The sequence below is a fragment of the Aestuariibacter sp. GS-14 genome (assembly GCF_006494365.1).
Taxonomy (GTDB): Bacteria; Pseudomonadota; Gammaproteobacteria; order Enterobacterales; family Alteromonadaceae; genus Alteromonas; species Alteromonas mangrovi.
This window is the reverse complement of sequence record NZ_VHIP01000002.1, coordinates 175,148-196,769: the sequence shown is the minus strand read 5'-3', so window position 1 is coordinate 196,769 and position 21,622 is coordinate 175,148. Positions and strand designations below refer to the sequence as shown.

Below are 21,622 nucleotides of genomic sequence, written 5' to 3'. Positions count from 1 at the left end.
CACAACATAAGCACTTAACCTGCTGCGTTTCGCCACTGCTGGGGCGTTTGTTGAAACCAGCGTTTAAAGGCGCGGGTAAAATTACCCGCGTGCTGAAATCCCAGCCGATAACTGATTTCACTTAATGGCAAGTTGCCTGCTTTCATCCACTGATGCGCTTGCTTTTTGCGCAATTCATCCAGAATTTGTCCAAAGGAAGTGTGCTTTTCAGTTAAGCGTCGTTGAAGCGTGCGCAAACTTATCCCGAGTTCGTCAGATGCCTTCTGAACAGTAATACTGCCCAGCGGCAGACGACTCAGCAACAGTGATTCCAGACGCGCTCGTAAATTCGCGCGATCCAGCCTGGCAATATACTCAGCCACCAGCACATCATTTTGGAGCGCTAGCTCGTGGCTGGCGGTTAGTAATGGCTGGTGCATGGCTTCAGTGGGAAAAATAATGCGATCATAGGCGGCATTAAAGTACACCGGGCACTTAAACAAGCGCTGCCATGGCATGGTGTCGTCGGGCATAGGGCGGCTCAACCACACCTGCTGCGGCCGAAAATCCGGCCGGTAAATGTGCCTGGCAGTAAGCACACAGGTACCAATAAATGCGTCGGTTTCCATCGGGCTCCAATCGGCAATATGGTGATCGCGATGCAAAGCAATCTCAACATTATCCCCAATATGTTGAATATGGAGTTCACCATAATCAGCAAACATTCGGAAGTTATCCGATAGCCTGGCAAATCCATCACGCATAGTATCACTTGCCCAAATAGCAAAGCCCAGTGCATGCCACGAGGTGGGCCGCACAAAACGGGCAACCGCCAATCCCAGCGCGGGATCGCCGGTTACATTGGTAGCCAAACGCCACAGCCTGTTTAAGCGCAACAGATCACAACGGGCTTCCGGTAACGAAGCCTGTGAAGGTTCAATACCTACCTGAGTTAACAATGCCATACCGTCTATACCGTAGGCATTAATTGCCCGGCTTATCACAAGCGGCCAACTGCCAATGACACTGAAACCTTGCTGAGAATGAATCATAAAGGCTTGTTTTTATATGTATTAGTACACACACGTTACCCTTTCTTATCCAACACCTCAAACCCTATTTATCTTTACACGCCAAACAACAATCATTTAGCGCCACCCAATTGCCAAAACACAATTTATTAACAACAATGAAACATCTCATTACTCTGCAACCCTACAGCAAACAACGGAGATGTGTATGCCGACTAAAATTCTGCAAGGTGCCAACAATGCGCAGTCTTTTCCCTTACTGATAAAAAACATATTTGCCTCGGCTGGTCGGTTTGAGCCCGAGAACCAGATTATCTATCGCGGTGAACAACACTTCAGCTATACCGATTTCACCCGTCGCGTTAAGCAACTTGCCAATGCGTTAAAGGCTGCGGGAGTGAAAGAAGGCGACACGGTTGCAGTGATGGATTGGGACAGCCATCGCTATCTGGAATGTTATTTTGCGGTGCCTATGCTGGGTGCGGTATTACATCATGTGAACATTCGCCTGTCGCCCGAACAAGTGGCCTACACAATGAATCACGCGGAAGATACACTTGTACTGGTTCACGATGATTTTATGCCGCTGGCAGATCAGTTAGCGCCTCATCTGAATACAGTACAAGGGTATATTCGCTTAACCGACAATCTCAACGCTGTAGCGCCGGCTACAATCAATATTACTCCTGCAGGTGAATATGAATCATTGTTGGCTGTCAACAGCCATGAGTATGACTTCCCTGACTTTGATGAAAACAGCATCGCCACTACCTTTTACACCACTGGCACAACGGGCAATCCGAAAGGGGTGTATTTCAGCCATCGTCAATTGGTGTTGCATACCATGAATCTGGTGGGCATGCTGGGCAGTTACGAAGGCTTGCCGTTACTTCGTTCCAATTCGGTGTACATGCCCATTACACCGATGTTCCACGTACATGCCTGGGGTGTGCCTTATGCCGCAGTCATGCTAAACGCCACGCAAATTTATCCCGGACGCTACGAGCCCAATATGCTGGTTGACCTCATCCAGCGCTACAAAGTGGACTTTTCACACTGCGTGCCTACCATTTTACAAATGTTACTGGGGTGCGAAAAAGGTCAGCAGGCGAGATTTGATGACTGGAAAATCCTGATTGGAGGCAGCGCACTGCCCAAAGGCCTGGCACAAGCGGCTACAGACAAAGGGGCCGACATCTATTCCGCTTATGGTATGTCGGAAACCTGCCCTCTGCTTACGGTTACCCATTTAAACAAAGCGCAGCGTGCGTTGCCACCCGATGAGCAACTGGCCTACCGGATCCTCACGGGCGTGCCTTCGAATATGGTAGACCTCACGATTTCCGACCCTGAGGGTAATATCGTTGCACACGACGGTAACGCCGTGGGCGAAATTACCGTACAAACTCCGTGGCTCACCCAGGGATATTTTAAAGAAAACGAAAAGCAGGAAGAACTGTGGGAGGGTGGACGATTGCACACCGGTGATGTAGCCAGTATTCGCCCCGACGGTTTTGTAGAAATCAAAGACCGTATCAAAGACGTAATCAAAACGGGTGGCGAGTGGCTGTCATCTATTGAACTTGAGAATCTGATCAGTCAGCACCCTCTCGTTGCCGCGGTGGCAGTGGTAGGCATAGCCGATAAAAAATGGGGCGAGCGCCCTTTCGCCATGATCGTACCTAAATCTCAATCCTTAACCTGTGAAGACATACAAGCGCATCTTATGCAGTTTGTAGACTCAGGCAGAATTTCCAAGTGGGCAGTACCGGAAAAGATTGCCATGGTTGACGATATTCCGAAAACCTCTGTGGGCAAAATCAACAAAAAAGAAATTCGCGCCAGCCTGTCCAAACAGCACAATTAATTCTTTTCGTCCTCGCTAATCGACCAGGTAAATGCCTGGTCGATGGCGTTAAGTTGCTCAGCTTTTGTATCCCGGTGCAATTGCCAGGTTTTCAACGTTGTTCAGAGTAAAACGGTTTTGTAACCACAACTGGTATTCTGCGCCTTTTAACGTAGCCCGTTCGGTACAATCTACATTCCAGCGACGCAACAAATACCCGGCCATTGCAGCTCTGACATTAATTAACAACTGACTATTTTCCATGCCGTAATCCATTTCAATGGCGGTAGGAAACGATACATTTTTAGGGTGCGGAACCAGTTGCAATGGCAACATACGATGCCACTCGGTATCCTGATCGCCCCTCTCCTGGCTGTCTGGCGTGGCTTTGATTGTCACTTTGCTAATACGGGTTAATACAAAGTCGCGAAAGCTGTTACTTTTGCGATCAAACGCACGCACATGCCAGCGTAAACCGTTGTCTACAATACTGTGCGGCACTAATTCCCTGGCATTCGAGCCACTGGTTAACGAGGTATAAATCACGCTAACCGCTTTGTTGTTTAAAATGGCCTGCACCAGTTTTGCAACAATAAAGATATCAGGAATGTTCAGGCTTGAAGGAGCCTCTACCGGAAAATGCATATCACCAATGGCATCAAAACCGTCAGAGATGTCGTTCGCCAGTTTGGTAAGCGTTCGCTGAGCATCGTGTTCGAACAGCGGCTTAAACTGGGCCGTTTGATAATAACGCTTGCCACTGGAATCGTAGCTAAGGTTGTCCGGGGCTAGGTCTTTATACAGATTAAAATCGCGTGAACCGGCTGACAGCCCTACTTCGAAGCGGTTAATCAGATCCTGACGGTAAATAGCACCTTTAAACAACAGGCAGAAATCGATGTACGCCAAACGCTGACGCTGCGCGAAACTGATACTGTCTAGCATCTTCCCTAAGCCAAATTTATAGATAATGCGCCAGTGTGGTTTATTTTAACGCGGGTGTAAAGCCGCAATCGACGAAGTGCGGCCTCAAGCTCAGGGTTTGTTTTTTGCGGTGGTGATTAGGGCTGCACCAATAGCAACGCCCACGCCTATACCCAATGCTGCGTTATCCAGTGCTACACCCAATGCCACGCCAATAGCCACTCCAACACCAATGCCCATTGTCAGTCTTTTACTCGCATTATTTTTTTCGTCCATGCTCCAGCATCCGTTGTTTGTTTAATCACCAGGGAATAAAAGGTAAAAACTACCCTAACACGCTTCCCGATCAATTGTTATTGCTATCAGGATTAACAACCCGAAACGCACTGAACTGTTCTTCAAACAGAGGAATTACCTGCGGTTCCGCTTTACCCATTGCCAGCCACTTTACCATTAATGGATGACTCAAAATACGTGCCTGATAAGTGCTTGCATCACCGGTGAGTTTAACGCCGTAGGTTTGGAATCGAGTAGCGATTGGGGCAAACACTATATCTGCAGCGCTGAATTCACCGAACAACCAGGGGCCACCTGATAACGTCAGAGAGTCTTCCCAAATCTGAACCACTCTGTTTATGTCGGCATTCGCGGCAGACGAAATGCCCGTGAGATTAAATCGCGCCCGGGTATTTACCGGCATGGCATTACGCAAAGCGCTCATACCCGAATACACTTCACCACAAATGCTTCTTGCTCGGGCTCGTAACGCCTTGTCTGCTGGCCAAACCTGCGCAAACGATTCATAAAGGTATTCAATAATGGCCGACGTTTCCCAAATCGTGAGCGTGCCGTCTTTTAAAACCGGCACGAGGCCGGTTTCGCCGCCTAATTTCCGCACTTCGTCATTAGTAGACACCGTGTACAAATCTATGGATATTTCCTCATAGGATACGCCCAGAAACTCCAGTAATAACCAGGCCCTCATCGACCATGAAGAATAGTTTTTGTTACCAATGATCAGGGTATAACTCATGTGTGTTTCCTCCGTTGAATGACACACTCTAAATTGGAGCAGGAGTGGATGATGCCAGTGCAAGGCTTCGGTGAAAAAGCGCTGTATTGATACGCTGTACCACTATACGTTAGGAGTCTGTAGTACAGACACCACATTAGCATGCCTTTGTCCGTCTAACGACAAATACCGAAATTTGGCGAAAATTTCACCGCGCAGGCTTTACACTTTGGCCCTTAACCATTATATTGCGCGCCGCGCGTGAGGCAGCTCAACTGCGCGACGCAAGCAACATTAGCCACTCTTTTTTTCAAGCCCGGAAGTACAGTTTTGATAACCACTGCCAACATCACAATGCAATTTGGCTCATCGCCATTATTTGAAAATATTTCTGCCAAATTTGGCAACGGTAATCGCTATGGCCTGATTGGCGCAAATGGCTGTGGCAAATCCACATTCATGAAAATTCTGAGCGGCAAGTTAACCCCCACCGCAGGTAACGTCTCACTGTCCCCCGGTACTAAACTCGGGATCCTGAATCAGGATCAGTTCGCCTTTGAAGACATGAGCGTTGTTGACGCAGTAATCATGGGCGATCGCGAACTGTGGGAAGTAAAAAAGCGCCGTGACGAAATTTACGCCAAAGCGGATATGTCCGAAGCAGAAGGCATGGAAGTTGCCGAATTAGAAGTACAATTTGCCGAAATGGATGGCTACACTGCGGAATCCCGTGCAGGCGATATACTCATTGCCGCCGGCATTGAAGAAAGCTACCACTTCGGCTTAATGCGCGAAGTAGCGCCTGGTCGTAAAGTGCGGGTGTTGTTAGCGCAAGCGCTGTTTGCCGATCCGGACGTGCTGCTGTTGGACGAACCAACGAACAACCTGGATATCTATACGATTCACTGGTTGGCAGAAGAGCTGAATAAGCGAAAGTCTACCATGATCATTATTTCGCACGATCGTCACTTCTTAAACTCGGTATGCACGCATATGGCCGATATCGATTATGGCGACCTGCGAATTTATCCGGGCAACTATGATGCATTCGTTGCTGCTGCAGCACTTGTGCAGGAACAGCTGCACAATGAAAATGCCAAAAAGAGTGCTGAAATTGAAGAATTACAAAGCTTCGTCGCCCGCTTCTCGGCAAACGCGTCAAAAGCCAAGCAGGCTACGTCGCGAGCCAGACGTCTGGAAAAGATCGAACTTGCCGACATCAAGTCATCCAGCCGTCGCAAGCCCTTTATTCAGTTTAAACAACACAAAAAACTGCACCGACTGGCTATCACCCTGGAAGAATTGGGACACGGCTACACAGATACACCACTATTCAGTGGCGCAAATCTGTTGCTGGAAGCAGGTTCAAAACTGGCTATCATTGGTGAAAACGGTGCCGGTAAAACGACCTTTTTAAAATGTTTGATTAACGACATAACCGCCAATGAAGGTACCGTAAAATGGGCCGAAAATGCGGCTGTTGGGTACGTTCCACAAGACAGTTCAAAAGACTTTGCCAACGACATGACCATGTTTGACTGGATGTCACAGTGGCGTCAGCCAAAACACGACGATCTGCAGGTTAAAGGCATGCTTGGCCGTCTGCTATTTGGCTCTGACGACTTCAACAAGAAAGTCAGTGTGTGTTCGGGTGGAGAGAAAAACCGCCTGCTTTTTGGCAAAATCATGCTACAGGACATCAACGTACTGGTGATGGATGAACCCACCAACCACCTGGATATGGAATCCATTGAAGCCCTGAACAATGCTTTACTAGCGTTTGAAGGTACGGTTATTTTTGTAAGCCACGATCGGGAATTCGTTAGCTCCATTGCCTCTCAGGTGATAGAGATTAAAGACCAGAAGATCACGCATTTTGATGGCACTTACGAAGAATTTGAAGCGCACTTAAGTGCGATGCACTCGTAATATCCCACAAATAGATTTCACCATTAAAGAGCGCCTTATGGCGTTCTTTTTCGTTGATTAATAAACGGCTACAAGCATCAGCACGCGTCAACTCAGCGTATCCATGTTTGCAACCTTTGGCAGATTAGATTAAAAATAAGACAAACAAGTCGACCTTGTATGTTGTAGGAATGAAAAACACCAAAGCGTTGCAGGCATTTGTAACCGTAGTGAAATACGGTAGTTTTAACGCGGGCGCCGAACGCCTGAACTGTTCTGCAACGTCGGTAAGTCGGTTGGTAAAGGAATTTGAACAATACATTGGCCAACCGCTATTGCTCAGAACCACCCGAAACGTCGCCCTGAATGATGCGGGCAAACGCTTGTTCCCACAATGTGAAGCAATTATTGAGTCAATCAGTACACTCAATGAAATGGCACAACTACCGCTTGAAAATGTTGAGGGTGAGCTTCGGGTAGCTTGTACAACCACTTTTGCCCAAAAGCGATTGATTCCATTGCTTCCCGACTTTGTTGAGCAATACCCCAAACTGACCATCCATTGGCTGCTTAGCGATGATCGCATTGATTTATCAGCGCAGGGGGCGGATATATCTATTCGCGTAACACGACTGGACGATTCTTCTATGGTCGCCCGTCACCTGGCTAATTGTGAGATTTGGCTGGTTGCGGCCCCGTCATTACTCATGAAGTTTGGTATGCCAACACAATTAAGTGATATTGCATCCATGCCCTGCGCAATTTGTACTGTTCCCCGCTTTAAGAATTACTGGCCACTGCAACCCGAACAGCACGTGCAAGGCCCGGTGTGGACTGACTGTGGGGATGCGTCGCGTGAGGTGGCCGTCGCGGGTCTGGGTGTTGCCTTTTTGCCCGATTATATGGTTGAAGATGCAGTTAACAGTGGGCAGTTAGTCAGGCTCTTCCCCGATCAGGCTATTCTGACGTTTGATATTGCGCTGCTGTTTCCAGGCAAGTCACAAATATCACCGGCTGCCCGGGCTTTCGGTGACTTCTTAATCAGTCGATTTTCCATGCAAAAATAACAAAGCCGGGTATTTACCCGGCTTTAACTCATACTGCACGTTTCTAATTGGGCAGATAGCCTGCAATATTCACACGCCCCATGTTGTGGAACCGAGATGTTTGTTGAATTTGCTGCTGCACCTGCTTATCGTCGGATTCCGACACGTAGTACTGAACGGCAGGGATATCGCTTAACAGTTCATCCATCATGGTATACAGATGGTCATACATAAAGGCTTTTAGCCCCCGTTCAATGACTCTCTCACACGCGCCATAGTCAGCGGTACCGCGTTCATGCTTGATTTTGGCACAGCTCGGGCTGTTAAAGCGGATAATGTCCATCGACATTTTGTTGACCAAATCAGCAATCAACGTAGGTTCAAGATACGGGACTTGAAAAGCTTCATCGTGGAATAAATCAAACTCTTCTTCAAACAAGCCCAGCGAGAGCTCAATAAAGGTTTCGCCGATAACCGTCTCTCCGTTTGGTAGCACTTCATTAGGTGCTTTCACCACCACGCGGACACCTTCCATTATAAAACTGTTAGGGGATCCAACCAGTGGTACTAAATCAACAGGATTGGGATCTTCAACCTGATAGAAAAACGGGTTCAAATTGCGATACATGCCAATTTCCACCGTTTGCCCTTTCAGATAATCCAGGCCGGGATGAATCTCGGTTAACACACTACCGTCGAAAGTTTGCGTACTGTCACCGAATTCCTTGGTCCCCAACTGGGCTTCAGTAAACGTAAAGGTTTTATTTAAAATAAACGACTGACCTTTCGCGTACATCAGGTGATTTAGCCATGAAGAGGTATATCCATGATTCGACGACACCGTATTACCGTAATTATCCAGTGAGTAAAATAAGTCACTGTACATTGGTGTACCCTGCACCACGTATCTGGACACAGGCACCCCACGGCTTTCCGTTACCAATGGCGTAAAGCTTGAACCATATTTTATTGTCAGACCGGATTCTGGCGCTGTTTTGATACTTTCAAAGGTATGGTTCATCTCTATGCCCGTGCTTTTTATATCCACCAGTTCCAGAGGTTGCAAAGCTCGTTCAATGGTTTCTGCCAGCATGGTATCGGGTGAATTCGCGTTAAAGGTGTCGTTGACGGCCTTTTCCATTTTGGGCGAAAAGTGACGTACGATATCTTTGGCGGTCTGATTCAGGAACGTTTCAGCACATGCGCCAACACTGGCGTTTTCAGTAGGCTGAACCAACTTTAGTACGCCCAGCGTTACATCGTCCACTTCAATTTGCGAGGTGTCATCTGTGGGAGAGAAGATACCATAAACCGGTGATACACCGCGGCGCGCAGTGGAATCCACTGTATTGGCAGTGATCGTTGTATGGCAGACGGCAAATTCGCTCAACCAGTCCCGGTCGTCAACCTGAGACTGCGGGATATCTGCTCGGGGCCGTCCAATGCAACGATTATCATTGCGCCACTCAATACTCATGTCCTTTAAATGAATATCAACATCGCCGCGAAAATCGTGCAATTCAACATCGGCGCGAATGAGTCCTTCGTTTACAGAAGAATTGGTAAGCGCCGATAATTCAATATCATGCGTATTGCCAATCGCGCCGCTTACAGGTTCACCCTCCATCGTGTTCACACACAATTTAAAATGTTTGGCAAGCGGCGGCTTTTTCACACACGAGCGGCTACACACCGCAGCGCCGAGGCCACTTGACCTGCACCCTTCAAATGCTGCGTACGTTGCTGTCGCAATGGCAAAGGCTTCTGCATACGCAGGAAACTCCAGAATATTTGAAAACCGATTGTCGTCGAGTTTATCCAGCTCTATACACGCATCTAACTCTGTACGAGTAGTCGTTGGAATGGCCTGAACCGCCTCGTCCAGCTCATTGGTAAAATAGGCATGACTGGGCACGGGGAAGGTTTCAGACACATTGTGTTCAAGCCCTGTGGGACTGCCGTCACCGTCACCACCAATACCATAGCCGGTGAGCTGATAATTGAGCCCTTCGTTAACAGAAGGCACGCCAGTAAATCCCGTTAGATTGTCCTGCGTGGTTTCGAGCACTACCACCTTTTCACGCGCGATGACAATACCGGTATCCATGTGGATCAATTCTGCTGTGATATTTGCCAGCGGATATTGCTTGGTAAGATTAAGCGGGTATTCCAAAAATGCACCAGCTTCACCATAGGGATTCGCTGGATTTCCTGAGGGAATAAACACCGTATAAGCCGTGCCGGGATCCAAATAGGTAACGTCGTAACCATTAACATAGACAATCAGATTCTCTGCCAGCAAATCATCATGGACATTTTTAAACTCAATACCTACAGCCAGGGTACTTCTGGCCTGATCATACAATGCGTGATTGTCATGAATTGACATGGTTGAATCAAGCAGAGGGAAGCGACCATAGGCGCCAAGAGATAAGGCAATTATGTCTTCTTCTGTTAATGCTGCGTGTACACTGCTGGCAAATGTACCAACGACAACCCACAGCACAGATATAACCCTGATGTGTTTTGTGAACATGGCTAACTCCTTATTTTTATCAAAGAGAGTGTAGTGAAGCTGTGCTCATAAAATAATCGATAGTTTCAACATGCTTTATGTTGTAAAACGGGATAATCTGAATGGCAGACGAATAAAAATCGCCAAAAAGAGCTATAGAAAGTGTCGTTGTGAACTATAGTTAATTAAAGTGCAGTGGTCGTTGAACGTGTAGTAGCAGTAACTTCATTCATCACACCGTTCATGCTCACCCTCTCTTTCATTCAACGTTGTGTTGCGATGCCGCCTGTTCATACTCAGGTTGCATAACCGTAGCTGAAGGCCAAATAAACAAATTGAAGTGGACTATGAATTTAGCAGAATTAGTACAACAGGCAGAATCGGTATTTGTGCTCCCTGACTCGGTTACCCAGCTAAAAGAATGCATCGAAGACCCTGCCAGCAATTTGGATGACGTAGCAGAAATCATTGCCTTTGACCCCTCTCTCACTACACAGTTATTAAAAATAGCCAACAGTGCGTTCTATCGATTCCCACACAGTATAGATACCGTCACCAAAGCCATTCAGGTGATTGGCACTAAAGCGACCTACGATTTGGTGTTGTCTTATGGTGTGTCCCATACGTTTAAGGAAATTGACGCATCGGTAATTGATATGGACCGGTTTTGGGAACAAAGCGTGAGTTGTGCACTACTCAGTAAGTACTTTGCCGACCAAAAACGCATACGGGGTTCTGAAACCCTGTTTGTTACCGGATTACTTCATAATGTTGGTGAACTGGCAATGGTGAAACTACAACCAGACATCGCCCGACAATGCGCTACACTCTCGCCCGATATTACACCTTCGGTTATTCAACAACGTACCATGGGATTCACCTATGCTGATTTTTCGGCTTCATTAATTGAACACTGGGGATTACCTGAATCGATATACGGACCCATCTCTACCATTTTTAGCAATGTGTCAGGTATGGATGTAGCGAATCAAATCATCAAACTTAGCTATGAACTGGCGCTGGATAATGTGAATGCCGATATCTATGGTGAGCAGTCTCACGTAACAGGAACCTTGATTTCTGAATTAGGACTGAGCGACGACGACGTAACGAAAGCGGTAGATGAAACCAATATTCAGGTGTTAAGCGTTATTCAGCTATTTAACCCCAATGCGTTTAACATTTTCTAGCGACGATTGAACAGAAGTTATTCCGTGGACAAAAAAAGCCCCGTGAACCGGGGCTTTTACTTGCTATCGTGATTTACCAAAGGTACGCAGGAATAACCGCGACAGACTCTGGTTTGGTGTAGCTGAAACCGTAATCAGCCGGGATATCGCCACTCTCGCGATTTAAAATGTTATCCCAACGCATAATCATGTCGTTAGATTTTTCAGCCACGTAAACATGCCCGTTGCTGAGCATGATATCCACCGGATTGCCCAGCATAGTTGCTGGACCGGCAATAGACACCGATATATCAGTAAGACCATCGGCCATTCCGGCACCGGGTAGTACATAGAGTTTGCCGTCGGTAGCATCGGCCGCACTGCCCACATCAGACACAACCAAACTATCACTCTGTACGTCGTAGTCGATACCGTGAATGTTGGTTGGAGCCGCAACAGCAACGCCCGACATAGCTGGCGTGATCAACCGATCTTCACCGGTAATTTCCGTTGTGCCTGACATCAATTTTGCTGTTACCTGATCAAATACCGCAATGGTACCGTTGGTCAGCGCTGCAAAAGCTCTGTCTGTTGCAGCGTCATAGTCCACATCCCATGGACGTGCGCCATTGGCAGGAATAAGTTTAAGTAAAGGCATAACATCACCTTCTGCACAGCCGGAAAATATAAATATGCCTGGTGCTGTTGCATCCAGTTCAGCCACAAAAATGAGCCCATGCTCAGAATTTACATCCAGTCCTTTGGGCGTTACCAAACCAGTATTTACCCCCATGATCATACGATCCTGCATTGCAGAGTACATTTCACCATCTCGATGTCTGGCTATACGACTACCAATTAATACCCCACCCATCGATGTGACCGGATCGTCAAATGTGGCATAAGCATCGCCTTGGAGATCATAAGTCACGCTTTCTATGCTCATACCAAAATTAAACGCTTTGGTTTGGGCGTTAAGCACTGCACTAAACTGAGCCACTTCTCCGGTGGTCGCCCCTGATGCCGGATTAGACGAAACCGCTACACCAAGCAGAGACGCGGTATTTAGTGCGTTATCTGAAATATCGTACATCGTTGGCATAGCCGTAACTTCTGCCAACGACTCTGGCTTTACTGAAGCAGACGCCAAATCCGGTGCCATGTCACCACTCATTCCCGAATAGATATTACTAAACACCAGTACCGCATTGTTTGACTTCTCTGCAACGCGCAACGTTGTGCCTGTTAAAATAATGTCTACCGGATTGCCCAGCATTGACATGGGCCCACCAATCTGTCGCATTGGCTCAACCATACCATTGGCCATACTGGCACCCGACAAGACGAAAATCTGGCCGTCATCCGCAACACTGGCGTCCCCCACATCTGACACAATCAAGCGGTCGTGTTTAGCATCAAATACAATGCCATGCAGATTCACTGATATCTGATTACCATCGGCGTCAGAGGGCACGATTGAGCGCATTACCGTTGGTGCAAAGTCCATCGCCATCACCTGGTCATAAACGGCAACGGTGCCGTCGGTGAGTGCAGCGTACATGCGATCATTTACCGCATCATAAGTGACATCCCAGGGTTTGGCAGACATCATAATCTCTGCAACAGGCATGGCATTACCCGCGGCATTAGAGCCAAATACGCTGATTTGCTGACCATTAAAATCGGCAACGAATACCAAACCACTGCTTTGGTCAAAGTGTATTCCTTTCGGGTTGACCAATCCGGTTGATTCACCGGTAATTTCTCGGTCCTTCGATGCCATGAACATACCGCCACTGCGCGATGTTGCTCGGCACACTGCGCGTAAACTGCCGTTGGTCGCATCACCAGCCTGATACAAGTTGCCTAAGCCATCTAATGCGATCCCTTCGTTGTTACCCGTGGTAAATGTGCTTAGGTAAGCTCGGCTTTGATCTACCGTATCCACGGTTCCTGCATTGTCAGCGCCATTGTTAGCCACCAGGAACAAGCCTTGTGGAAAAGATGGCGCGCCATTTACGCCATCAGTGCCGTTAGTACCGTTACTGCCGTCGGCACCATCCATACCAGCCGGACCCTGAGGACCTGTATCGCCATCATCAACACAGCCGGCTAACGCAAAGGCAAGTGAGGCCGCTAAAACCGTTTTTCCAAACATAGAAACTTTTTTTGAATGAGTCATTAGAGTTATTCTCCGTCAATCACAATTAGCAATAGTCGACGCCAAGATATAAAACGACATAAATCAGCTATCACTGGAAATAACGATCGAGGGAGCTCAAGTGGATGCAGGAAATCGTCAGATTTATCGGTAATATATTGAAATAAAAAACAACACTATGAATTTTATATAAATAAAAATTAAATTATTTTGAATTTACATAAAGCAAACAGAAGAAGTATGTTGAAGTGACAACAAAAGACTAATGTCGTGATAGGCTATAATAAAATAGCTAAACAGTTAGTAATAACTGGTGATTTGGAAGCGAGGTTAAAGCAGTGTTTATTAAAAAGCGTGTTTGTCAGTTAACCCTACTATTGATTGCAGCCATTGCATTGGTTAGTTGCGCGGTTTCGTTTCCTGTACCCACACTATCTCATGGCAGAGACTTCAACAGACTCACCGAACCTCAGGTGCAGTATGGTGTCACGACCAAACAAGAGATACTTGAGCTAATGGGCAAGCCCAATATAACAACAGGTGAGTCTACAAGCCGACCCAGTATTACTTATATGTTTTACGATCGGAAAGCCAAAGCCCTATCGCCGGATCACGTGGCCAGTCGACTGCAAAGCTTCTATTTTGATGAAAATGGTAAGCTCACCGGCATGGAATATTTAAGTTCATTTCCCAACGACAGTACCTATTTTATTGTCGGGGATGCACAGAAAATTAAGCTGGGAGATACCCAATCCCGTGTCATCGAAATAATGGGACAACCGTCTGGTGAACATCCCTCCCCTGCACCACAGAGTGGCTATAGCTACGTCATGGCCTATCGGTATCCGGTTACACGTTATGTTGACATGACCTATCCCAATGTCACTTACAACGTGTTCGTTGCCTTCGACAAACATAGTCGCGTAGCAAAGGTTGAAGTGATAGAGCCAGGAGACTATTGAAGCTCTCCGGCTGTTTAACTTACCTGAAAACTCACAAACCTAAACAATAACTTTTCTTATTTGCGATTGGCACAACTTATACGAAAGGCGTATACTTGCCCACTCTTGTTGTCTGTGCCAATCGAGCCAGCTAACGCCGCCTTTGTAGTATGTTGGGTGCAATAGTTTGTTTACGAGTAGCCATTCCTTGCCGCGATTGATTTCGATAGCATTGCTATTACTTTGCAGTGTGTCTTCGCATGCCCAGGAAAACCGTTGGCAAAGTTTGTCGCAACCCATTTTTCAGGCCCCACTTAGCGCAACATCGGGCATTGAAGGACCGCTCGATTCCATCGTTGAAGACCAGCAAGGATTAATGTGGCTCTCTGCTGCAAATGGATTATGGCGTTGGGACTCGCATTTTTTAGTAAAAGCCCGTTTCGATACCCTGACTCAAACCGCCTTAACGCCGCAAATCCAGGCTACGCATAAAGATAACCGTCAGCGAATTTGGATCGGAACAAATCAGGGGCTATATCAACTCGACTCATCTCGCAACACACTGCTTGCAGTGGCAACCGAACAGTTTAAAGATGTATCAGTTCAAACGATAACCTCTTCATCCAATAGTAATGCCAACGCCAATGCGGCTCAGGATGTGCTGATTGTTGCTGGTGATCGCTCGTTATTTCGGTTTAACACCACCTCCGCCATTCTCACTCCCATTGCGCTACCCGAATCCATGCGGATTTATGCGATTCACCTGGATTCATCCAACACGCTTTGGGTGGGCACCGATAAAGGGCTTTATTTCGCCCGCAATGAGCAAAACACATTCACCACTCTTCAACGCTCAGAGGCATTCCCTTCGCATGTTCGCATTAGTGCAATTACCAGTGTAAATGCGGGTAGTCTGGTGATCGGAACGGCGCAAAACGGCTTATTCGTGCAACATGCAAGTGGGCCATTCACCCCTATTGCATTGCAAGGACAAGCACAGGCCGCCTGGATATACAACATGGTGGAAGAACGCGATAACGTGTTGTTACTGGGCACGTTTGGACATGGGTTGGTAGAAATTGACATAGCTGCACAAACCCAACGTCATTTTCAGTACAACCGCCTACAGCCAGCCGGTTTGAGCGACAGCAACATTTGGTGTTTGTACCGGGATTCAAGAGGACTGGTGTGGATTGGTGCTGGCGACACGCTGAATATTTACGATGCCAGAAACACCGCCGTAAATTACATCCTGGGAGGACTTGGGATGGAGATAGGCCTGCCCGATTCTAAAGTGCACGCCGTGGTTGCACTGCAGGATTCACTGGTGGTTGCCAATGGCGAGCACGGCCTGATAAACCTGCACCCCAAAAAAGGCGTAACACAAACATGGTGGCAGTCTATTGGCGATCCGGTTGAAACACTTTACGCCGATGCGTCGGAAACACTGTATGCCTCAGCTAATTTTGCCACCGTTAGCCTTTTTTCACCGGAGCGTCTGGTAACCCCCATTGCTCTGCCAGACAGACCCGCCACAACCTTTACCGGCGCATTTGCAAATACTCAAAAGACATTGTGGCTTGGCGGTACCGATGGCTTGTGGATGTATCCTGATTCACGCCCACAGGACGCCAAACAGATACTCAGTGAAACCATTCCCGACCGGCGTGTCTCAGCCTTACTGGCTACTCAAGACAGTTTGTGGATTGGCACCTGGCATGGCTTTTATCACCTGCCTTTGTCGCCTGGTGGTGAGCAGTCTGGCAGCATTCAAACTGTGGCGCACGCCGCATTGCAACAGCAGTTTGTTTCAGACATTTACGCAGACAGCTTAGGGCAAATTTGGGTTGCTACCAGTAATGGCGGGATGTTTGTTGGCAGTAAAGATAAAGCAGACTGGCAACAAATTACCGATGAGCAAAACTTGCCGGGTAACGCCGTTGCTGCGATTGCCGGCGAGAGTCAGGGGAAGATATGGGTAGGCACATCCCGTGGGATCGCGGCGATTTCCATGCAGGATAAACAAGCAGAAAAAGTTATCACGGGTAATCAGGCCATTAATACGCCTTACTCCCGCGGTGCAGCCGCCATGACAGCGCAAGGTGAAGCTGTGTTTGGCGGTAAAAATGGTTTAACTGTGGTAACGCCAACAGGGCGCGCTGTTGTTCAGGAAGAAATCTCGTTAGTGTTTACCCATGTAAGTGTGCGTACACAGCAGGACGAACTAAAAAGCCTACCGCTAACCAACGATTCCATTCAGTTTGAAGCCCTTCCCAAACGTGTGTCATTTGAATTTGTGGCTTTGGATTACCTTTCGCCTGAGCTTATTCAGTATCGTTATCAGCTAGCCGGACAAGATGACCGCTGGACGCAGCTGGACGCCGATCACCGTAGCGTTACCCTTACCAGTCCGGAACCAGGCGATTATGAACTCAATATTGAATATACCTATGATGGTAAACACTGGCAAAGTAACTCCTTGAGTCAGCGGTTTACAGTGTTACCCGCCTGGTATCAAACTCCCGCCGCGCGCACTGCCAGTATATTGTTATTGCTCGGGGCAATTTATGTGCTTCACCAGTTGGGTTTACGGCATTACCGCTATCGCCAGCGGGTACTTGAACAACGCGTAATGGATCGCACTACGGAACTGGTAGCCGCCAACCAAAAACTAAGTGAACAGGCAGCCGCACTGGAAAAAGCCAGCTTAACCGATGCGCTTACCGGCCTGAACAACCGGCGCTTTCTCACCCAGAATATCAAGCGTGATTTACGCCGTGTACAGCGCTATTACACCGATTGCGAAAACAACCGCATTCGCCCTACTTTCGAATCAGACCTGTTATTTTTAGTGATCGACCTGGACCACTTTAAACGCATCAATGACACCCATGGTCATCAAGCGGGCGACGCGGTATTGGTAGAAACGCGATACCGATTAAGCCGTATTTTTCGGGATACCGATTACCTTGTTCGCTGGGGTGGTGAAGAATTTTTAGCCGTAGTTCATAATTCCTCGCGTACCGAAGCTCACCTGCTGGCAGAGCGCGTAGTTTCAGAAATTAACGGTACCGAATTTAAAGTAAACGATCACGTCAAACTCAGTGTGAGCTGTTCGGTAGGCTTTGCGCCCTACCCACTTCAACAGCAACACTATAATTTCTTCGACTGGCACACCACCGTAGCCATAGCTGATGCGGCCCTGTATGTATCAAAGAGTCGCAGTAGAGATACCTGGACAGGGGTAACTGCCATTAAAGAACATGCTTCTGAAGAAACGCTAACGCTTATTCAGCAGCAGCCCGCCAGAGTGTTTGATCACGCTGAAACCATTATACGGCCTTAAGCGTTCGGTACCACCGATTCGCGTGTATAATGCAAACCCATAACCCGTTAGTTAAAGCATCATGTCAAACTCACTTACCTATTTACAACATTATCCTCAGCACCTGCAGGATCAAATTCAGCAAATGCTTGAGGCTCAGCAATTGGGTGACTGGCTGCGTTCACGCTACACTGGCGTGCACAATATTAATAACGATAAAGAATTGCGTGACTACGCGCTGGACATTAAAAATCAGTACATGAAGAAAACCCAGCCGTTGAGTAAAGTGGTTTACGACAATAAAATCCACATTGTCAATCACGCGTTGGGGTTACATTCGTATGTATCCCGAGTGCAAGGCGGTAAGCTTAAAAGCAAGAATGAACTGCGCGTAAGCGATTTATTCAAAAACACGCCAGAGCCGTTTTTAAACATGATTGTGGTACACGAACTGGCGCATTTAAAAGAAAAAGACCACAACAAAGCGTTTTATCAGTTGTGCAGGCACATGCTGCCCGACTATCACCAAATTGAATTCGATGTACGCGTTTACCTTACCGAGCTGGACAACAGTGGTTTTGTGTTCACGCCACCTTCTGCATAGGGTTTGCTATGGACTTTGACTTTGTTACCGACGTAACCGGCCAGCCACTGGCCAAATGCGATATTGAAACCGAAGCCTTTGGCGATTGGCTCAGCCACGATATTGGCACCAGTAAACCGGCTATTTCGGCACTGATTGCTAAACTGGAACAAGTACTCAACAGAACATTAAGCCATTACGAATATACCGGTAAAATCTACCACTTAGTCATTGAAGATGACGAAGTGGATGTTTTTTTGAATAACAGCGAATTAGCGCATAGCGAGTTTGAAGACGATGCTATCGACGGCCCGGTTGCCGGCTGTGGCCTGGTAGAATTCAAACATTTACTCGAAAGCTGGCTGACCTTTATCGGTTAACCGGCATAATCGTCTCAAATAAAGTAAACTAGCGGCAAATTAGCGTCAAAGGACAGCAAACGTGGCATTACAATGGTTTCCTGGGCACATGCACAAAGCCCTGAAAGAAATAAAAGAGTCTGTCAGTAACGTAGATATACTGATTGAAGTACTCGATGCACGCATTCCCTATTCCAGTGAAAATCCGGAAATTGCAAAAATTCGGGGCGAGACACCGTGCCTTAAAATACTCAATAAATTTGACCTGGCTGATCCGGATTTAACTGCACAGTGGCAGGCCTATTTGGAGAGTGAACGTGGCGTAACCACCATTACCACCACCAGCGATAATCCGGCAGCCAGCCGCCAGATTATGTCGATGGTACGCGAGATTTGTGCCAGTAAAGAGGCGTCGGCCAAGTCAATTAATGCCATGATCACGGGTATTCCCAACGTAGGTAAATCCACCCTGATAAACATTCTTGCCGAACGGGTTATTGCAAAAACCGGTAACGAGCCGGCAGTAACCAAAAGTCAGCAGCGCATTAACTTAGGCAGTGGCATTGTCTTGTTCGACACCCCTGGGGTACTGTGGCCCAAACTGGAAAACCCCAATTCCATATACCGCCTGGCTGCATCGGGCGCGGTAAAAAACACCGCCATGGAGTTTGATGATGTAGGGTTTTACGCTGCGGATTACTTAATTAAAGCCTATCCCGGGTTAATGCAGGAACGCTTCAAGCTGGACGAGATCCCACCAACAGAAATGGAATTCCTGGAAGCTGCTGCCAAAAAGCGCGGTGCTATTATGAGTGGCGGCAAAGTAAACCTGCATAAAATTTGCGAAATCCTGCTCACGGAATTGCAAGCGGGTAAACTGGGACGAATCACCCTTGAAACCCCGGAAATGATTGCGGCAGAAAAAATAGAAATGGAAAAAGTGGCAGCCAAAAAAGCAGCCGACAAAGCCAAGCGCAAGGAGCGGTTCAAACAAGGCTCTGCCACACCAGACAAAAAAGACCGCAAAGAACAGCGTGAACAAAAACGCCAGGAACAAAGCCAGCGGATGAAAAAGCGCCGGTAGCTGTTAGCTGAGATCCCCGACATTTGCTACGCAAATTCGGGGATGACGGAGTTGGTGACTAACTTACTTAGCCGCTACCATTGCCAGTGCAACGGCCTCTGCTACACGAATGCCGTCGATACCGGCAGACAGAATGCCTCCCGCGTAACCCGCGCCTTCACCAGCCGGATACAAGCCCGACACGTTTACACTTTCGTAATCACTGGTACGCTTAATACAAATTGGTGACGAAGTACGTGTTTCCACACCCGTTAACATGCCATCGGCTTTGGCAAACCCTTTGATTTGGCGGTCGAACGCCGGGATCGCTTCGCGAATGGCTTCGGTTACAAATTCGGGTACTACTTTGCTTAAATCAGTAAGCGTGATACCCGGCGTATACGACGGCGTTACATCGCCCAATTCTTTGCTGGGTTTACCGGCTAGGAAATCACCAATTAACTGCGCTGGCGCATTGTAGTTTTCACCACCGGCGCGATAGGCCGCTTCTTCTAACCGTCGCTGCAACTCAATACCGGCTAGCGGGTGTCCTGGGTAATCTACCTCTGGCGTAATGCCTACCACAATTGCACTGTTAGCATTGCGTTCGTGACGGGAGTACTGACTCATACCATTGGTCACTACGCGGCCGGGCTCAGAAGCGGCCGCAACCACAGTCCCACCCGGACACATACAGAAGCTGTACACCGAGCGACCGTTTTTGCAATGATGCACCAGCTTGTAATCAGCCGCGCCCAGTATAGGATTACCTGCATTGTCCCCAAAGCGACACGCATCAATCATGCTCTGTTCGTGCTCAATCCTAAACCCAACTGAAAACGGCTTGGGTTCAATGTACACACCCTGCTCGTGCAGCGCAGTAAAGGTATCCCGCGCGCTGTGCCCGATTGCCAGTACCACAAAACGGCTTGCCAGATATTCACCGTTAGAAAGATGCAGACCTTTAATTTGATTGCCGTTGTCAGTTGCTGCCAGATCCAGCTTTTCAACTTTGGTGCTAAAGCGAATTTCACCGCCAAGCTCAATAATTTGAGCACGCATTTTCTCCACCATATTCACAAGCTTAAAGGTACCGATATGAGGTTTGCTTACATACTCAATTTCAGCAGGCGCACCCGCTGCCACAAACTCATGCAATACCTTACGGCCGTAATGTTTGCGATCTTTTACCTGGCTATACAATTTGCCATCAGAAAATGTGCCTGCGCCGCCTTCACCAAACTGTACGTTTGACTCAGGGTTTAGCGGTTGTTTCCGCCAGAAACCAAAAGTGTCTTTAGTGCGTTCTCTTACCGCTTTGCCGCGCTCAAGCACAATCGGTTTAAACCCCATTTGCGCCAGTATTAACGCGGCGAATAAACCACACGGCCCAAGCCCCACGACTACCGGGCGTTCGCTTAAGTTGTCAGGCGCGGTGGCTACAAACTTGTATCGCATATCCGGCGTCGGGCGAACATGCGTTTGCTTTTTAAATTTTTCCAGCAGGGCTTTTTCGTTGCTCACGTCTACATCGAGTGTGTAAATTAACTGAATATCTTTGTTATTACGCGCATCGTAACCACGTTTAAATATGTTTATGGCATTCAGCTGGTCAGCGTTAATACCAAGGGTAGCTAACACAGCCGCTTCAATGGCTTGTTCTTCGTGGTTCAGGGGTAATTTGATGTCCGTTAATCGCAACATGGGGCAGGTACTCTGGTTCTTGCCGGACGGCCTCTCCGTCAGGGCAACGCATTTTA

General features: G+C 47.7%; 16 protein-coding genes. 9 read left to right on the top strand and 7 right to left on the bottom strand.

The window, feature by feature from the left end:
• Positions 1 to 14 precede the first annotated feature (14 nt).
• Positions 15 to 1,031 (bottom strand): AraC family transcriptional regulator, encoded by a 1,017-nt coding sequence (locus FJ444_RS03975; RefSeq protein ID WP_140956632.1) that lies wholly within the window; start codon positions 1,029 to 1,031, stop codon positions 15 to 17.
• Positions 1,032 to 1,218: 187 nt separating this feature from the next.
• Here FJ444_RS03975 and FJ444_RS03970 point away from each other — a divergent pair, with 187 nt between their 5' ends.
• The gene (locus tag FJ444_RS03970; protein WP_140956631.1) at positions 1,219 to 2,877 is read left to right on the top strand and encodes a fatty acid--CoA ligase; all 1,659 of its coding nucleotides are present in this window, start codon (positions 1,219 to 1,221) and stop codon (positions 2,875 to 2,877) included.
• 57 nt (positions 2,878 to 2,934) lie between these two features.
• Here FJ444_RS03970 and FJ444_RS03965 read toward each other — a convergent pair whose 3' ends face one another.
• The 3 genes from FJ444_RS03965 to FJ444_RS03960 form a co-directional block, all read right to left on the bottom strand.
• Complete coding sequence (locus FJ444_RS03965; RefSeq protein WP_140956630.1) at positions 2,935 to 3,801, bottom strand: WYL domain-containing protein; 867 nt, start codon at positions 3,799 to 3,801, stop codon at positions 2,935 to 2,937.
• A gap of 90 nt (positions 3,802 to 3,891) precedes the next feature.
• A complete protein-coding gene (locus FJ444_RS21330) occupies positions 3,892 to 4,056 on the bottom strand; it encodes a hypothetical protein (protein WP_181405053.1) in 165 nt (54 codons plus the stop codon).
• Positions 4,057 to 4,126: 70 nt separating this feature from the next.
• Positions 4,127 to 4,813: a glutathione S-transferase family protein gene (locus tag FJ444_RS03960; protein WP_140956629.1), complete on the bottom strand. Its 687-nt coding sequence runs from the start codon at positions 4,811 to 4,813 to the stop codon at positions 4,127 to 4,129.
• Positions 4,814 to 5,122: 309 nt separating this feature from the next.
• On the opposite strand from FJ444_RS03960, the gene FJ444_RS03955 reads away from it, so the two are divergent.
• On the top strand, positions 5,123 to 6,721 hold the full coding sequence (locus FJ444_RS03955; RefSeq protein ID WP_140956628.1) for an ABC-F family ATPase: 1,599 nt from the start codon (positions 5,123 to 5,125) through the stop codon (positions 6,719 to 6,721).
• A 170-nt stretch (positions 6,722 to 6,891) separates the two neighbouring features.
• Complete coding sequence (locus tag FJ444_RS03950; RefSeq protein WP_140956627.1) at positions 6,892 to 7,767, top strand: LysR family transcriptional regulator; 876 nt, start codon at positions 6,892 to 6,894, stop codon at positions 7,765 to 7,767.
• Between the two features lie 43 nt (positions 7,768 to 7,810).
• On the opposite strand, the gene FJ444_RS03945 is transcribed toward FJ444_RS03950, so the two are convergent.
• Positions 7,811 to 10,282: a hypothetical protein gene (locus FJ444_RS03945; protein WP_140956626.1), complete on the bottom strand. Its 2,472-nt coding sequence runs from the start codon at positions 10,280 to 10,282 to the stop codon at positions 7,811 to 7,813.
• 326 nt (positions 10,283 to 10,608) lie between these two features.
• Between FJ444_RS03945 and FJ444_RS03940 the strand changes: the two genes are divergently transcribed.
• Positions 10,609 to 11,451, top strand: coding sequence for an HDOD domain-containing protein (locus tag FJ444_RS03940; protein WP_140956625.1), 843 nt, complete (start codon positions 10,609 to 10,611; stop codon positions 11,449 to 11,451).
• A gap of 73 nt (positions 11,452 to 11,524) precedes the next feature.
• Here FJ444_RS03940 and FJ444_RS03935 read toward each other — a convergent pair whose 3' ends face one another.
• Positions 11,525 to 13,612 (bottom strand): YncE family protein, encoded by a 2,088-nt coding sequence (locus tag FJ444_RS03935; protein WP_140956624.1) that lies wholly within the window; start codon positions 13,610 to 13,612, stop codon positions 11,525 to 11,527.
• Between the two features lie 317 nt (positions 13,613 to 13,929).
• Between FJ444_RS03935 and bamE the strand changes: the two genes are divergently transcribed.
• The 5 genes from bamE to ylqF all read left to right on the top strand — a co-directional run bounded on the left by bamE (position 13,930) and on the right by ylqF (position 19,883).
• Positions 13,930 to 14,553, top strand: coding sequence for an outer membrane protein assembly factor BamE (bamE, locus tag FJ444_RS03930; RefSeq protein WP_140956623.1), 624 nt, complete (start codon positions 13,930 to 13,932; stop codon positions 14,551 to 14,553).
• A gap of 187 nt (positions 14,554 to 14,740) precedes the next feature.
• Positions 14,741 to 17,878 (top strand): ligand-binding sensor domain-containing diguanylate cyclase, encoded by a 3,138-nt coding sequence (locus FJ444_RS21710; protein ID WP_140956622.1) that lies wholly within the window; start codon positions 14,741 to 14,743, stop codon positions 17,876 to 17,878.
• A gap of 61 nt (positions 17,879 to 17,939) precedes the next feature.
• Positions 17,940 to 18,461 carry a YgjP-like metallopeptidase domain-containing protein gene (locus FJ444_RS03920; protein ID WP_140956621.1) on the top strand — a complete coding sequence of 174 codons (522 nt, stop codon included), beginning with the start codon at positions 17,940 to 17,942 and terminating at the stop codon, positions 18,459 to 18,461.
• Between the two features lie 8 nt (positions 18,462 to 18,469).
• Complete coding sequence (locus FJ444_RS03915) at positions 18,470 to 18,820, top strand: YacL family protein (protein WP_140956620.1); 351 nt, start codon at positions 18,470 to 18,472, stop codon at positions 18,818 to 18,820.
• Between the two features lie 61 nt (positions 18,821 to 18,881).
• On the top strand, positions 18,882 to 19,883 hold the full coding sequence (ylqF, locus tag FJ444_RS03910; RefSeq protein WP_140956619.1) for a ribosome biogenesis GTPase YlqF: 1,002 nt from the start codon (positions 18,882 to 18,884) through the stop codon (positions 19,881 to 19,883).
• 63 nt (positions 19,884 to 19,946) lie between these two features.
• On the opposite strand, the gene FJ444_RS03905 is transcribed toward ylqF, so the two are convergent.
• The gene (locus FJ444_RS03905) at positions 19,947 to 21,566 is read right to left on the bottom strand and encodes an NAD(P)/FAD-dependent oxidoreductase (protein WP_140956618.1); all 1,620 of its coding nucleotides are present in this window, start codon (positions 21,564 to 21,566) and stop codon (positions 19,947 to 19,949) included.
• Between the last annotated feature and the right edge of the window lie 56 nt (positions 21,567 to 21,622).

What these genes read in the sequence shown, in the direction of transcription:
- FJ444_RS03915 (WP_140956620.1), top strand. Translation starts at nt 18,470, where the DNA reads ATGGACTTTGACTTTGTTACCGACGTAACCGGCCAGCCACTGGCCAAA.
- FJ444_RS03940 (WP_140956625.1), top strand. Translation starts at nt 10,609, where the DNA reads ATGAATTTAGCAGAATTAGTACAACAGGCAGAATCGGTATTTGTGCTC.
- FJ444_RS03965 (WP_140956630.1), bottom strand. Translation starts at nt 3,801, where the DNA reads ATGCTAGACAGTATCAGTTTCGCGCAGCGTCAGCGTTTGGCGTACATC.
- FJ444_RS03905 (WP_140956618.1), bottom strand. Translation starts at nt 21,566, where the DNA reads ATGTTGCGATTAACGGACATCAAATTACCCCTGAACCACGAAGAACAA.
- FJ444_RS03975 (WP_140956632.1), bottom strand. Translation starts at nt 1,031, where the DNA reads ATGATTCATTCTCAGCAAGGTTTCAGTGTCATTGGCAGTTGGCCGCTT.
- FJ444_RS03970 (WP_140956631.1), top strand. Translation starts at nt 1,219, where the DNA reads ATGCCGACTAAAATTCTGCAAGGTGCCAACAATGCGCAGTCTTTTCCC.
- FJ444_RS03950 (WP_140956627.1), top strand. Translation starts at nt 6,892, where the DNA reads ATGAAAAACACCAAAGCGTTGCAGGCATTTGTAACCGTAGTGAAATAC.
- FJ444_RS21330 (WP_181405053.1), bottom strand. Translation starts at nt 4,056, where the DNA reads ATGGACGAAAAAAATAATGCGAGTAAAAGACTGACAATGGGCATTGGT.
- FJ444_RS03935 (WP_140956624.1), bottom strand. Translation starts at nt 13,612, where the DNA reads ATGACTCATTCAAAAAAAGTTTCTATGTTTGGAAAAACGGTTTTAGCG.
- FJ444_RS03960 (WP_140956629.1), bottom strand. Translation starts at nt 4,813, where the DNA reads ATGAGTTATACCCTGATCATTGGTAACAAAAACTATTCTTCATGGTCG.
- FJ444_RS03920 (WP_140956621.1), top strand. Translation starts at nt 17,940, where the DNA reads ATGTCAAACTCACTTACCTATTTACAACATTATCCTCAGCACCTGCAG.
- FJ444_RS03945 (WP_140956626.1), bottom strand. Translation starts at nt 10,282, where the DNA reads ATGTTCACAAAACACATCAGGGTTATATCTGTGCTGTGGGTTGTCGTT.